This is a genomic window from Brevibacillus sp. BD137 (assembly GCF_041644655.1).
Taxonomy (GTDB): Bacteria; Bacillota; Bacilli; order Brevibacillales; family Brevibacillaceae; genus Brevibacillus; species Brevibacillus brevis_D.
The window spans coordinates 38176-51997 of record NZ_JAOTNO010000003.1 but is presented as its reverse complement, the minus strand read 5'-3'; the positions used below and the strand labels follow the sequence as shown (position 1 = coordinate 51997).

General features: G+C 47.8%; 13 protein-coding genes. 11 read left to right on the top strand and 2 right to left on the bottom strand.

Annotated features, from left to right (window positions below; translation table 11 throughout):
- Positions 1-102 precede the first annotated feature (102 nt).
- Together ODZ53_RS06935 and ODZ53_RS06930 are read left to right on the top strand one after the other, a co-directional pair.
- Positions 103-906, top strand: a complete 804-nt coding sequence (locus ODZ53_RS06935; protein WP_372676447.1) for a basic amino acid ABC transporter substrate-binding protein — start codon at positions 103-105, stop codon at positions 904-906.
- 87 nt (positions 907-993) lie between these two features.
- Complete coding sequence (locus tag ODZ53_RS06930) at positions 994-1668, top strand: amino acid ABC transporter permease (RefSeq protein ID WP_064200463.1); 675 nt, start codon at positions 994-996, stop codon at positions 1666-1668.
- An 82-nt stretch (positions 1669-1750) separates the two neighbouring features.
- On the opposite strand, the gene ODZ53_RS06925 is transcribed toward ODZ53_RS06930, so the two are convergent.
- Complete coding sequence (locus ODZ53_RS06925; protein WP_372676446.1) at positions 1751-2803, bottom strand: HD-GYP domain-containing protein; 1053 nt, start codon at positions 2801-2803, stop codon at positions 1751-1753.
- A gap of 209 nt (positions 2804-3012) precedes the next feature.
- Between ODZ53_RS06925 and hpf the strand changes: the two genes are divergently transcribed.
- The 4 genes from hpf (at position 3013) to prfB (ending at position 8227) form a co-directional block, all read left to right on the top strand.
- Positions 3013-3576 (top strand): ribosome hibernation-promoting factor, HPF/YfiA family, encoded by a 564-nt coding sequence (gene hpf, locus ODZ53_RS06920; RefSeq protein ID WP_007718201.1) that lies wholly within the window; start codon positions 3013-3015, stop codon positions 3574-3576.
- A 197-nt stretch (positions 3577-3773) separates the two neighbouring features.
- Complete coding sequence (secA, locus tag ODZ53_RS06915; RefSeq protein ID WP_372676445.1) at positions 3774-6293, top strand: preprotein translocase subunit SecA; 2520 nt, start codon at positions 3774-3776, stop codon at positions 6291-6293.
- A gap of 245 nt (positions 6294-6538) precedes the next feature.
- Positions 6539-7000 (top strand): hypothetical protein, encoded by a 462-nt coding sequence (locus tag ODZ53_RS06910; RefSeq protein WP_372676444.1) that lies wholly within the window; start codon positions 6539-6541, stop codon positions 6998-7000.
- A gap of 113 nt (positions 7001-7113) precedes the next feature.
- Positions 7114-8227, top strand: a protein-coding gene (gene prfB / locus ODZ53_RS06905; protein WP_015893533.1) for a peptide chain release factor 2 whose coding sequence is annotated in 2 segments (ribosomal slippage) — positions 7114-7194 and positions 7196-8227 — 1113 coding nt in all. Because the reading frame shifts where the segments join, the coding sequence is not laid out codon by codon here.
- Here the strand turns inward: prfB and ODZ53_RS06900 are convergent.
- Positions 8217-9656 carry a PAS domain-containing sensor histidine kinase gene (locus tag ODZ53_RS06900; RefSeq protein WP_372676443.1) on the bottom strand — a complete coding sequence of 480 codons (1440 nt, stop codon included), beginning with the start codon at positions 9654-9656 and terminating at the stop codon, positions 8217-8219. The two genes, prfB and ODZ53_RS06900, sit on opposite strands and share 11 nt — an antisense overlap.
- Positions 9657-9798: 142 nt before the next feature.
- Here ODZ53_RS06900 and ODZ53_RS06895 point away from each other — a divergent pair, with 142 nt between their 5' ends.
- The 5 genes from ODZ53_RS06895 (at position 9799) to ODZ53_RS06875 (ending at position 13750) form a co-directional block, all read left to right on the top strand.
- Complete coding sequence (locus tag ODZ53_RS06895; RefSeq protein ID WP_015893531.1) at positions 9799-10068, top strand: YciI family protein; 270 nt, start codon at positions 9799-9801, stop codon at positions 10066-10068.
- 76 nt (positions 10069-10144) lie between these two features.
- The gene (locus ODZ53_RS06890; protein WP_199926424.1) at positions 10145-10561 is read left to right on the top strand and encodes a c-type cytochrome; all 417 of its coding nucleotides are present in this window, start codon (positions 10145-10147) and stop codon (positions 10559-10561) included.
- A 136-nt stretch (positions 10562-10697) separates the two neighbouring features.
- The gene (argC, locus tag ODZ53_RS06885) at positions 10698-11738 is read left to right on the top strand and encodes an N-acetyl-gamma-glutamyl-phosphate reductase (RefSeq protein ID WP_372676442.1); all 1041 of its coding nucleotides are present in this window, start codon (positions 10698-10700) and stop codon (positions 11736-11738) included.
- A 13-nt stretch (positions 11739-11751) separates the two neighbouring features.
- Entirely contained in the window at positions 11752-12549 is a 798-nt protein-coding gene (gene argB / locus ODZ53_RS06880; RefSeq protein ID WP_372676441.1) for an acetylglutamate kinase, read from the top strand.
- Positions 12550-12568: 19 nt separating this feature from the next.
- A complete protein-coding gene (locus ODZ53_RS06875; RefSeq protein ID WP_372676440.1) occupies positions 12569-13750 on the top strand; it encodes an aspartate aminotransferase family protein in 1182 nt (393 codons plus the stop codon).
- Positions 13751-13822: the final 72 nt, after the last annotated feature.

Below are 13822 nucleotides of genomic sequence, written 5' to 3'. Positions count from 1 at the left end.
AATGTGGATAACTCTGTGGAGAACGCAAAAAATCCGTAATTTCCATGTGGACATTGCTGGGGACAAAATGGGCAGATAGAGAGACACAAGGGGGATTTCGAGATGCGTATCGGGACAAATTGGTTCAAATCGCTCGCGTTGGTCGTCGGTGTGGGGATGCTCCTCGCAGGCTGTGGATCGGGTGGTCAGCAAACGTCCGGTAGTGGCGGAGCGAGTGGTGGTTCGGGTGACAAGGTGTACGTAGTGGGTACAGATGCGGCATATCCACCGTTCCAAATGCTTGAGGCTGACAAGATTAGTGGCCATGACATCGATGTAATGAACGCGGTCGCAGAAGCTGGCGGATTCAAGATCGAGTGGAAAAACACCGGGTGGGACCCGCTTTTTGATGGACTGGACAAAGGGACGGTTGATATTGGGATCTCGTCTATCACGATTACGGAGAAGCGCAAGGAGAAATACGATTTTTCGGACTCATACTTTGAAGCGAATCAACTCATACTGGTAGCGGAAGATTCTCCAGTGACGAAGCTGGCAGATTTGAAAGGCAAGAAGATCGGGGTTCAAGCTGCGACCACGGGTGAAGAAGTGGTCAAAAAAGCGTTTGGAGATACGTATGAAGGCTTGAAGGGCTATGATGATATGCCATCTTCCGTCGATGACTTCTTTAATGGTCGAGTCGATGCAGTGATTGGCGACAATGGCGTTTTGTCATACTACGTGAATAAAGTAAAAGATAAGAAGTTTAAGCTGATAAAAGATGATTCCTTTGAAAAGGAATTTTACGGAATTATCGTGAAAAAGGGCAATGCCGATGCGATTAACAAAATCAACGAGGGATTGAAAAAGATAAAAGAAAATGGAAAGCTGCAGGAAATTTACACCCAGTACTTTGGCAATAAGTAGGCAGCAAAATGGCCGGGTGCGTCTTTCGACGTAGCCGGCGTTTGTTCGCAGCTTGGCTTGCTGACAGGAAGAAGGGAGGATGAGCCATTGGACTGGAGTGTCATCTACGACTACCGTGAACTGTTTATCCGAGGCATTATGAATACGATTTTACTAACGGCAGTGGCTACGGTTTGCGGAACATTTTTGGGGTTGTTCATCAGCTTGGGCAAAATGTCCTCCAAGCGAATCTTGCGTTGGACCTGTTCGATTTACGTAGAGCTGTTTCGGGGAACTCCGATGCTGGTCCAAATTTTGCTGATTCATTTTGCAGTGATTCCGTCGATTTGGGGTATTCTGTATCCGGGAGCGAGCAGCCCGGAAGCGATTTATTCAGGCTTCGTTGCGCTTTCACTCAATGCGGCTGCCTATATGGCGGAAATCTTTCGGGCCGGCATCCAATCAATTGATCCGGGGCAAATGGAAGCAGCACGATCACTTGGCATGAACAAGGGCCTTGCGATGCGCCAAATTATACTCCCACAAGCGTTTACACGAATGCTGCCTGCGATCGGAAATGAGTTTATTGCACTTTTGAAAGATTCATCTCTTCTGGCAGTAATCGCGACACCGGAATTAAACTACGCAGCCATGAACGTGGCGAAAAGTACATTTGAGCGCTACCCCCCGTATCTAACGGAGGCGGCTGTTTACCTGGTGCTTACGTTATTCTTGTCCCGTGTAGTCGTGAGAGGACTAGAGAAAAAATATTCCACGCGGTAGTGAGTGAGCCTGTGAAGACGAAACAATAGCAAAATCCCCCTGATTCCTTAAACGGACAGGGGGATTCGTTTTTTCCACGTGTTTAACTGATCATTCTTTGAATGCGTAGCGAACGCTGGAGTCTCAGGTCTATAAACTCATCCCCTCTACGAACGAGAGGGCGCATCGGCTCATCAGTATGAATCATAATGATTTCGACGTGGTCGCCATTGTTCAAAAGCGCATGGGAGCCGACGTAAAGTAAGATAATGTAATGGATAAAACGAGACACAATCATCGGATTTAATTGGCCTGTACAAGCTGACTCCCACAGAACATTCGCGGCTTCAAAGGGAGAGGTTCCCTTCCGATACACGCGATCTGTGCATATCGCATCAAATGTGTCTGCGACACTGATGATTTGGCATTCAAAAGGGATGCCATCTTTTTTTTGTCCGAGAGGATATCCACTTCCATCCCAACGTTCGTGGTGCATCAGGGCACACTGTGCCAGCAAGTTGTCGGCATCGTCCATGGTGCGCAGAAGCTCGTAACCGTATACGGTATGCTTTTTCATTATCGTATATTCTTGGTCTGTCAAACGCTCTGGCTTGGACAGTAGCTCATCGGGAATTTTCATCTTGCCGATGTCATGAAGAAGACCTGCAAGGCCCAAAAAATGAACATCACGTTGCGGCAATCCTATGATTTTTCCGATTAAAGCTGCTACGATACCTACATGCAGGGAGTGGCGATACGTATAGCTTTCTGTTCCTTCATTCAAATAAATGAAGCGCAGAAATCTCATGTGATGAAGAACTTGATCGAGCATAGGGTGAACAGCGTCGCTAAATTGTTGAAGTTTGGGAGTATCCCCATTTGCGAGCTGGTTAAATAAATACTCGGTTTTTCGTACGGCCACCATATAGGCCTTTGCAGCCTCCGACTCACTCCAATGAAGGAGAGGGAAGGGCATTTCGGGTGCTTCCGAGTCTGTAGTAACGTGTACGGCTTCTACCTGGTGGGCCTCTAGTAGTCGAATATCACTAAGATGAAGGATTGCACCAGCGGGTAGTAAAAGCAGTCCGTATTCATTGTAGACGTCTTGAGCGAGCGTTGTTCCGATAAGTGAATGGGAAGGTTTTACCTCGGCCATGAGGACTCCTCCAGTGCGATGTACGACCGCGATATAGGATGGGATGATTACGTGTCCTATTATAGCATAGGGAATCTAGTAAGTATTGGTAAAATAATGTCGGATATTGATGGTTTGTAAAAGATTTGCAAAGATTTTTTTAAGCTGAGTGGAAGGATTATTTACAGAGGTGGCGAATACGTATGTATAGACGGAAGGAGGTTGGAACCATGAAATTTAACATTCGTGGAGAAAACATTCAAGTCACCGCTGCACTTAGAGAATATGTCGAAAAGAAAGTCGGCCGTCTGGAAAAATATTTTGAAACTCCACAGCCTACAGAAGTACAAGTCACCATGCATGTACACAGAGGAGAAGGCACGATCGAGGTAACGATCCCATTGAGTGGGGTGATTATCCGAGCGGAGGAAACGCACGAAGATATGTATGCTGCTATCGATCTGGTAGTAGAAAAGCTGGAACGTCAGATTCGCAAACACAAAACGAAGCTGATGAGGAAACTTCGAGTGGATTCGACTGGAAGAATCGCACAGCGTGAGAGTCAACCAGTAGCAGTCATGATCCCGGATGTGGATGAGGATGATATCGACATAGACATCGATATCGTTCGAACCAAACGCTTCGATCTGAAGCCGATGGATGCACAGGAAGCGGTCATGCAGATGGATATGCTGGGACACAGCTTCTTCGTTTTCCAAAACAGTGACACCAATGACGTCAGTGTGGTGTATCGCCGCAATGATGGGCGTTATGGATTGATTGAACCAAAATAACGAAACTTTACACATTCTCATTCGTATAAGACTAGGGAGTTGCTATTGGCAACTCCCTTTACTTGTGTAGAGGATGCTCTATTTGATAAAATATCTTTTTAGAAAGTATTATTTTCGTAGAATCGGTATCCTTTTTTATTATTGGACTCATGCCGGCTTGTGCATTTTGTTTGGCAGTATATGGAAGGGGTGTCCTCATGCTAGGACTCGTTAAAAAGATATTCGGCGATAGCAATGAACGCGAAGTAAAGAAAATGTTTAAGCGTGTAGAAAGTATCAACGCGCTGGAACCAACGATTAAGGCACTCTCGGATGACCAATTGCGGGAGAAGACAGCTGAGTTTAAGGCTCGCTTGGCAAATGGAGAAGAGCTGGACAAAATTTTGAATGAAGCGTTTGCCGTCGTACGTGAAGCGTCGATCCGTGTACTGGGCATGCGTCACTTCGACGTCCAGATGATTGGTGGTATGGTGCTTCAGGAAGGCCGTATCTCCGAGATGAAGACGGGGGAAGGTAAAACGCTGGTTGCGACGCTGGCGACATACCTGAATGCCCTGATGGGAAAAGGCGTCCACGTCGTTACCGTGAACGAATACTTGGCTGAGCGTGACTCGAGCATCATGGGTAAACTGTATAACTTCCTCGGGCTGACAGTCGGTTTGAACAAGAATGGACTGAATCCAGAAGAAAAGCGGGAAGCATACGCATGTGATATTACGTATGGTACGAACAATGAGTTTGGCTTCGATTACTTGCGTGACAATATGGTTCTGTACAAGGAACAAATGGTGCAACGTCCACTCTTCTTCGCTATCATCGACGAGGTGGACAGCATTTTGATTGACGAAGCACGTACGCCGTTGATCATCTCCGGTTCTGCTAACAAATCGACAGAGCTGTACTACATCTGCTCGCATTTTGTGAAGCGCTTGGAAGAAGAAAAAGATTTTACAATCGATGAGAAGCTGAAAATCGTCAACCTTACAGATGATGGTGTAAGCAAAGTCGAACAGGCATTCAACATCGACAACCTGTACGATACGGCACATATCACGTTGAACCACCACATTACGGCTGCGTTGAAAGCACAAGTGCTGTTCAAGCGCGATGTCGATTATGTGGTGCAGGAAGGCGAAGTGGTGATCGTCGATGAGTTCACCGGCCGTCTGATGGTTGGACGTCGTTACAGCGATGGCTTGCATCAAGCGATTGAAGCCAAAGAAGGTCTGCGTGTTCAGAGCGAGAGCATGACACTGGCGACCATTACCTTGCAAAACTACTTCCGTATGTATCAGAAGCTGGCGGGTATGACAGGTACAGCGAAGACGGAAGAAGAAGAGTTCAAAAAGATTTACGGTCTCGATGTTGTGGTTATTCCAACGAATAAGCCAGTACAGCGTGTCGATTCACCTGACCTTGTTTTCAAAACAGAGGCGGCCAAATATCGTGCGGTTGTAAACGACATTGTTGAGCGTCACAAAAAGGGCCAACCGATCCTGGTAGGTACCATTTCCATCGAAAACTCGGAGCGCTTGTCCCAAATGCTGAAGCAAAAAGGCGTACCGCATAATGTATTGAACGCGAAGCAGCATGAGCGCGAGGCAGAAATTGTTGCACGCGCAGGTGTGTACGGAGCGGTTACCATTGCCACAAACATGGCGGGTCGTGGTACGGATATTCAGCTTGGCGAAGGTGTTGCGGACCTAGGCGGTCTTCATATTATCGGTACAGAACGTCACGAGAGCCGCCGGATTGACAATCAGCTACGCGGTCGTGCCGGTCGTCAGGGGGACCCGGGTTCATCCCAGTTCTTCCTCTCGATGCAAGATGAGCTCATGCGTCGTTTCGGTGCGGACAATATCATGAATATGATGGATCGTTTGGGTATGGAAGAGGATATGCCGATCGAGAGCCGACTGGTTACTCGTGCGGTAGAATCCGCGCAGAAGCGTGTAGAGGGATCGAACTTCGATGCACGTAAAGGCGTTCTCCAGTACGACGACGTGATGAATCAGCAGCGTCTGGTTGTCTACAAACAGCGTAAGGACATCCTGGAACACGAAAACCTCAGCGATGTTGCTTTGAATATGATCTACGCAGTGATGGAGCGCGCAGTGTCTCTGCATTGCCCAAAAGAAGAGGTACCAGAGGATTGGGATCTGCAAGCATTGGCCGATGCTGCCAACAATGGATTCCTCTATGAAGAAACGATTACGGCTAAAATGCTGAAAGGCATGGAAGCAGAGGAAATTCTCGAGCTGTTGAAAGCAGAAGTCGATAAGCAGTACAAACAGCGTGAAGAAGAAATCGGCGAATCGATTCGCGAGTTTGAAAAAGTCGTTATTCTGCGTGCTGTCGACAGCAAGTGGATGGATCACATCGATGCAATGGATCAGTTGCGTCAAGGGATTCACCTGCGCGCCTACGCACAAAACGATCCGCTTCGTGAGTACCAGTTCGAAGGATACGAAATGTATCAAGGTATGCTGGCTGCTGTTCAGGAAGAAGTCGCTATGTATATCATGAAGGCCGAAGTTAGCCAAAACCTGGAGCGTCAAGATGTCATTCGCGGTCAAGGAATCGATATGGACAACTTGCAAACCTCCGGACCATCCGATCGTCCAGATCCGGAGACCTCCGGTGATGCTGATCCGAAAAACCGTGCACAGCGTCGCGCTCGGGAGCAGGAACGCAAACGCCAAAATAAGAAACAATAAGCAATAACAGAACATTCTTCTCGTATCGGCAAATTCGGTACGAGGGGAATGTTTTTTTCTTGCCCATTCCTAATGCCTTGACAGTATTCGTCCTCATCTATTCTTCCTCGTCTGATATTAACGATCTATTTGTCTAACACTGGTAAATGTGATCGAACGATTCAGGTGGTAATTATCTGAAAAATAAATAGAATCGTAAGTACAACACTTTTACCAAAAATTCACGAAGACGGGGGAATGAACAAATGAGAACGTCAGTGAACGTGATGGGGATACAAACGAAGAATACGATGGAGCGCATTTCCGTTACTTTAAAAGCAGTCCTAAAGACAGGAAAAGAAAATAAAAAAGTACAGCTCATTGAAAAGGAGGAGGGAATCGAATTACCGAGAGTCATCTCAGCGCAAGACCCAGTCTTTGAGGACAAGCGATTGATGGAGGAAATTCCGGAGCCGAATTGGAATGAGGCCTTGATCGCACCGCCGAGTGGAATGGTGGATCGAACGCGTGAAAGTCCGCTAGCCAAAACCTATCGAAAAACACACAACTGGAAGCGACAAGCTATCATCAAGCAAGCATACCAGCAAAAAGCAAGCGAAGCTCGGCGTACCCATCTCAATCTGGTTGCTGCCCCACAGACGGAAAATAAACAACCACATGAAATCCGAGACCTGAGATCCTCGCCATCACCACCTGTGGTAACGTAAAAAAGGTAGCGGCGAAGTCCCTTTTCTAAACGTGACAAGCTGCCGTATTTGCGCATCCGGCAAATTACGTTACAATAAAACATAGCTTACGTAAAGAGAAGGTGATTCGCAACATGGCATTAATCGATATTGCGGACATCAAACAAGAGATGTCTAGCATGGCTAAGCGTTTAGCGGATATCAGGGGGTCTCTTTGACCTCCCAGTAAAACAGGAACGAATCGGTGAACTGGAAGAGCGCATGCTGGCACCCGATTTTTGGGATGACAACGATGCAGCGCAGAAGACAATCAGTGAACTGAATGCAATCAAAAGCCTCGTGGAGACGATGGCCAAGCTGGATTCCCAGTACGAGGATCTCCAGGTAATGTTGGAACTCGTCATCGAAGAAGGGGATTCCTCCCTCATTCCAGATCTGTATGACAGTACGCAGGAGCTGCGCAAGTCATTTGAGAGCTTTGAGCTGGAATTGCTTTTGAGTGATGAATACGACAAAAACAACGCCATTCTGGAGCTGCATCCGGGAGCGGGTGGTACGGAGTCCCAGGATTGGGCGTCCATGCTTCTGCGTATGTATACACGTTGGGGGGATGCCAAGGGCTTCAAGGTCGAAACATTGGACTATTTGCCTGGCGATGAAGCCGGTGTAAAAAGTGTCACTCTCCTGATTAAGGGCTACAATGCGTATGGCTACCTCAAATCAGAAAAAGGGGTTCATCGTCTTGTGCGGATATCTCCGTTTGATGCCTCTGGACGTCGTCACACATCGTTTGTGTCTTGCAACGTCCTGCCGGAGATCGAAGACGATAACGTGGTAGACATACGTACTGAGGACCTGAAAGTCGATACGTATCGTTCCAGTGGTGCGGGTGGTCAGCATATCAACACGACTGACTCCGCTGTAAGGATTACTCACTTGCCTTCTGGAATTGTGGTGACGTGTCAAACAGAACGCTCCCAGATTAAAAACCGAGAGCGTGCGATGAAGATGCTGACGGCACGACTGTTTGAGAAGAAACGGGAAGAACAAGAGAAAACGTTGGCCGCGATTCAAGGTGAACAAAAAGATATTGCATGGGGCAGCCAAATTCGTTCCTATGTCTTCCACCCATACAGTCTGGTAAAAGACCACCGGACGAATATGGAGGTAGGGAACGTTCAAGCAGTCATGGATGGTGAAATTGATTCGTTTATCGATGCTTATCTGCGCGCGCAGATTAATCGTTAAACGAAACAGTAGGCTTCAAGGCTTTTGGTATGGAGATCGATACGGTGGTTCCTTTGCCGACATCGCTGGCGATGTTGATGGTACCGCCGTGATCGCGAATGATTTTTGTGCTTACCATTAACCCCAGGCCAGTTCCTGTTTCTTTTGTACTATAAAAAAGCTCTCCTAATCGGGGAAGTAGCTCGGCAGGGATGCCCTGTCCTTGATCGCTGATTCGGATGATCACATCAGAAGGGCGCTCTACAACCTTGATTGTGAGATTTCCACCTAACGGCATGGCTTCCATGCCGTTTTTTATGATGTTTATGAAAACTTGCTTGATTTGATATTCCTCACACAATATGAGGGACGTGACCTGCGGAAAATCAGTAAGAATGGATACATTTTTAAGAAGTGCCTGCGGCTCCAAAAGCTTAATGACAGACGAAAGCAATGGCAAAAGGCCGTTGGGAGCAAATCGCAACGTCTGCGGCTTGGCCATTATTAAAAGCTCACTGGTAATCGAAGTAATCCGGTCGATTTCGGATCGCATAATTTGCAGGTATTGCTGATTGGCGAACTCGTCCCCTTCCATGAGTTGAATAAACCCTTTCAAGGCCGTAAGCGGATTGCGAATTTCATGGGCGATACCTGCGGCAAGCTCTCCTAGAACGGAAAGCTTGTCAGAGTAACGAAGCAATTCTTCTGATTGCCGACGCTCTGTAATATCACGTGCCACAAAAACCGTGCTGAGAATATGACCGTTTGAACAAACGTCAGGTGTCCCTTTCACATCGAAAAGCAACATTCTACCGTCTGGGTGCAGGTAATGGTACTCGGCGTCGAGCGTGGTCTTCTGCTTCAACATTTGAGCAAAATCGCTCTTGGCGTTGGTTACTTGTTCAGGATGAATCAAGATCGAAAAATGCTGGTTGATCACTTGATCAATCGTGAGACCAGTTACCGCCTGAACAGAAGGGGAAGCGTAGGTAATCATTCCGTCCACATTTACAATAAAAATCAAATCCATAATGTTTTCGGATATTAACCGAAAGTTCTCTTGCATCTGATGAAGAACCTCTTCCATTTTCTTTTGCTGCGTGATGTCTCTGGCAATGGAATAACGGCTGATGATTTCGCCGTTTTGAAAAATGGGAAAGCTGGAAGCGATAATATCCACAACCTGCCCGTTTTTATGGAGCAACTGATATTGCTTATTTTTTCTGATTCCTGTGGAGAGGATTTGTTGTTGTTGTTTCTTACTATCAAGACCCTCAGTAGAAGCGAGGATTTCCCAAATTTGCATACGCAGCAATTCTTGAGAGGTGAATCCTACCAATGCTTCACCAGCAGCGTTTACGCCTGTGAATCTGCCCTGCATGTCGAACATGAAAACAGCGTCAGGATTGTTGTGGAAGAGAGATGTATATAACTGTATCTGCGTGTCCATACCTATCCGCCTCTCTGTTGCTACTTGCTACCTTTGAATCGTTCGCTGTAGAAAGGAAAAATCCTACTAGACCAAAGTCCGTATTCATAATTATGTTATACTTCAGAAAAGAACAAGGTCATGAAAAAGGAGAGAAACCGTCATGTTATATGTCGCATTTTTGCCAATCGTGAATCAAGAGTTGAATGCTCAAGTAAGACCTGCCCATCTTTCGTATATCAATGATTTGTACAAGCAGGGAAAAGTGGTCATGGCAGGACCCTTTACAGATAAGCTTGGCGGATTGGTCATTTACAAAGCGGATTCTCTGGAAGAAGCCCGCAAATTAGCTGAGGCTGATCCAGTTGTTGTGGAAGGTGCGCGGACGTTGGAGTTACGTGAATGGAGTCCATTGGAATTTCCTTTGTCCTAAATGGCTGTAGTAAGAATGAGAAGTGGTAGTTGGAGGCATACTTAGCGAAGAAATCCGAATAAAGGAGGGAACAGCCTTGAAACGTATTCCACTCGTTTTGACAGCGGCTGTACTCGCATTCTCGCTAAGTGCCTGTGGTACCAGCAAGCAAACACAGCCGCCAGCACAACAACCAGCGCAACAACCTGCGACAGAAACGCCGGCAGGTGAAAAACCAGCAACAGAAACACCAGCAACAGAAACACCTTCGACGACGCCATCCGGCAGCTATGATGCGGCAACTGCAGAATCCACGTTCAAAAATACTTGTTCAGGCTGCCACGGACAGACGTTGGAAGGGGCAGTTGGACCGAACTTGCAAAAGATCGGTAGCGAGTTGAACAAGGAACAGATCCTGGCCATTTTGGAAAAAGGAAAAGGAGCAATGCCCCCGGGTCTCGTCAAAGGAAAAGATGCAGAAAACATCGCTGCATGGTTAGCGGACAAAAAGTAAACAGGGCAACAAACCAGCGCTCGAGCAATCGGGCGCTTTTTTCTTTGGACGTAAAAAAGTTTTTCTGTTGTATTCTATATGGATTTTTATTATTATTCATGTATAAAAATACAGATAGGAATAAAGGGGAGAGAGCATGGTTCGGGTCGGGATTGTTGGAGCAACGGGGTATGGTGGCGCGGAGTTGATCCGTCTTTTGGCTGGGCATCCGCATGTTGAGATTGCCAATTTATATTCAAGTTCATCTGAAGGAGATGGCTTGGAAAAATCGTTTCCACATGTAGCTGGGCTCGGGTTGCCCACATTGTCACCAATTGATGCAGACAGCATGAGCGGTGTGAACGATTTGATCTTCCTTGCTACACCTGCGGGGGTAAGTAGCACGCTGTCCCCCAAGTTGGTCGAAAAAGGTGTAAAGGTTATTGATTTATCTGGGGATTTTCGTCTCGAAAATGGTGCGGTCTACAAAACCTGGTACAAACATGAGCCGGCCCCATCCCAATGGATAGAAGAAGCGGTTTACGGTTTAACCGAGTGGAATCAAGAGCAAGTGGCGGGTGCCAGTCTCATAGCGAATCCTGGCTGCTATCCCACTGCTACGCTCCTCGCCTTGCTTCCGCTGATGAAGACAGGGTGGGTACAGTCTAACAGTTGGATTGTCGATGCCAAATCAGGTGTGTCCGGCGCTGGACGTGGAGTATCGCTAGGGGTTCATTACAGCGAGATTAATGAAAGCATCCATGCTTATAAAGTTGCGAGTCATCAGCATACACCAGAGATAGAACAGGAGCTGCAAAAACAGAGCGGGGAAGAGACGCTTGTTCAATTTACGCCGCATCTGGTGCCGATGACGCGCGGGATTTTAGTCACGGCTTACGGACAGCTAACGGCTGATGTCACTCAAGCGCAAATCCAGGAGCTATATGAAGCTACTTATGCGGATAAGCCTTTTGTGCGTGTACGTCCCGCAGGCAGTCACCCACGTACGAAAGAAGTTTATGGCTCCAATTACTGCGATATCGCCATTCATGTTGATCAGCGCACGAAGCGTGTTATCTTGCTGTCGGTAATCGATAACATGATGAAGGGCGCAGCCGGTCAAGCTGTACAAAACATGAATGTCATGTTTGATTTGCCTGAGAAAACGGGCTTGCCGCTCGTACCTGTGTACCCGTAGAGGAGGAGAGCAGATGCAAGGAATTGTTGTGATCAAATGTGGCGGAAGCACCATGGATCAGCTGCCTGACTCCTTCTTTCAGGCGATTGCCGAACTGCAGGAGCAAGGACTAGAGATCGTCATCGTCCATGGGGGCGGACCTGCCATTAACAGTATGCTCGATCGAGTTCAGATCACTCCGCAATTTGTGGATGGGCTGCGTGTTACCTGCGAGGACACGCTGCGTGTTGTAGAGATGGTCTTATGCGGCAGTATCAACAAGGCGCTAGTAAAGAGACTGACGCAGGCAGGAGCCAAGGCTTGGGGAGTTAGTGGAATCGATGGTCAGACCCTTTTGGCAACAAAAACGCCGAAGCCACTCGGGTGGGTAGGAGAAATCAAGAAGGCGGATATGACTATTCCGAAGGCGATTCTTGAACAGGGCTTCGTCCCGGTGATTGCTCCCCTTTCTGTTAGTGAAGATGGCACAGAGACATATAACGTCAATGCGGATGTAGCCGCAGGGGCGATTGCAGCAGCACTTAGCGCCGAAAAACTGATCATGGTGACAGACGTTCCGGGCATTATGCAGCCACAGCCAGACGGAACCAAGGCAGTAGTGTCAGCCACAAGTGCAGAAGAGATACAGGAAATGATTCGGGAAGAAATTATTACTGGCGGAATGATTCCGAAGGTTCAGGCAGCTCTCGACGCTCTCGGACAAGGCGTGGAGCAGGTTGTCATCTGCCGGGGAACCGCTGAAGATCTGCTCGGTGTTTGTGCGGGGCAGGCAGTTGGGACAACAGTCCGTATGAATGTCAATTACGCTTAGGATGAGGAGGGAAATGAATATGCATACAACAACAGCGCCTGTGCATCTCATGAATAACTATGCGAGATGGCCAATCAGTTTGGTAAAAGGACAAGGAAACCAGGTGTGGGATGATCAAGGCAGGCAATATCTCGATTTTACCTCGGGAATTGCCGTGACCTCGTTAGGGCATGTCCCGCCAAAAGTAACGGCAAAGCTGCACGAGCAGCTCGATACGTTGTGGCATTGCTCGAATTTGGTGCATGTTCCTCAGCAAGAGATTTTGGCGGAAAAGCTGAGTCGTCTGTCTGGACTGGATCAGGCTTTTTTCTGCAACAGTGGAGCAGAGGCGAATGAGGGCTTGATCAAGCTCGCCCGTCGCTATGCACAGAAAATAATAGGGACCGATCGTTACGAAATCATCAGCTTTGAACAATCTTTTCATGGGCGGACATTGGCCACCCTGACGGCTACTGGGCAGGAAAAGGTGAAGGACGGCTTCGCACCACTGCCGCAAGGATTTGTCACGGTTCCTTACAACGACCTTGATGCGGTCAAGTCAGCCATTACAGACAAGACATGCGCGATCATGCTGGAGCTGGTACAGGGAGAGGGCGGCGTGCATCCGGCAGAAGAGGCGTGGGTGAAGGCGCTGCGTGAATTGTGCGATGCGCACGGATTGCTCCTGTTAATCGATGAGATTCAGACTGGGATTGGCCGCACGGGTACATGGTTTGCCTTCCAGCACTATGACGTGAAGCCAGATGCGATTTCATTGGCAAAAGGCTTGGGAAGTGGTTTCCCGATTGGAGCGGTCGTCGCGACCAAGGAAGTAGCAGAAGCATTTGCTCCGGGTACGCATGGTACCACTTTTGGCGGGAATCCATTGGCAGCAACTGCTGGGATCGCGACGCTTGCGACGATGGAAGAGGAGCAGATCTTGGAGCGGGTAGCTCATATCCATGACGTATTGATCAAAGAGCTGGAGAAGCTCAAGGCGGAGCATCCAGACAAAGTGGTTACGGTTCGGGGAAAAGGGCTGCTTCTCGGTGTGGAGCTAACGATTCCTGCTGGTGAGCTGGTTGCGTATGCACGGGAAAAAGGAGTCATTCTGCTGATGGCTGGCCCACAAGTAGTGAGACTCTTGCCTTCGTTTGTAACGACAGACGAGGAAGTAAAGCAGGCCATTACTGTATTAAGCGAGGCACTGTCGCAGGTTTAGATGAAAAAGCAAAGAATGCAACGAGTGGAAGTGATCAAAAAACTCGTTGCATTTTTATAATCTCAAATGTAT

Bases quoted from the DNA above. Each gene is read 5' to 3' on its own strand.
- ODZ53_RS06900 (WP_372676443.1), bottom strand. From the start codon at position 9,656: ATGGACACGCAGATACAGTTATATACATCTCTCTTCCACAACAATCCT.
- argB (WP_372676441.1), top strand. From the start codon at position 11,752: ATGCAAGGAATTGTTGTGATCAAATGTGGCGGAAGCACCATGGATCAG.
- hpf (WP_007718201.1), top strand. From the start codon at position 3,013: ATGAAATTTAACATTCGTGGAGAAAACATTCAAGTCACCGCTGCACTT.
- secA (WP_372676445.1), top strand. From the start codon at position 3,774: ATGCTAGGACTCGTTAAAAAGATATTCGGCGATAGCAATGAACGCGAA.
- argC (WP_372676442.1), top strand. From the start codon at position 10,698: ATGGTTCGGGTCGGGATTGTTGGAGCAACGGGGTATGGTGGCGCGGAG.
- ODZ53_RS06935 (WP_372676447.1), top strand. From the start codon at position 103: ATGCGTATCGGGACAAATTGGTTCAAATCGCTCGCGTTGGTCGTCGGT.
- ODZ53_RS06910 (WP_372676444.1), top strand. From the start codon at position 6,539: ATGAGAACGTCAGTGAACGTGATGGGGATACAAACGAAGAATACGATG.
- ODZ53_RS06925 (WP_372676446.1), bottom strand. From the start codon at position 2,803: ATGGCCGAGGTAAAACCTTCCCATTCACTTATCGGAACAACGCTCGCT.
- ODZ53_RS06875 (WP_372676440.1), top strand. From the start codon at position 12,569: ATGCATACAACAACAGCGCCTGTGCATCTCATGAATAACTATGCGAGA.
- ODZ53_RS06895 (WP_015893531.1), top strand. From the start codon at position 9,799: ATGTTATATGTCGCATTTTTGCCAATCGTGAATCAAGAGTTGAATGCT.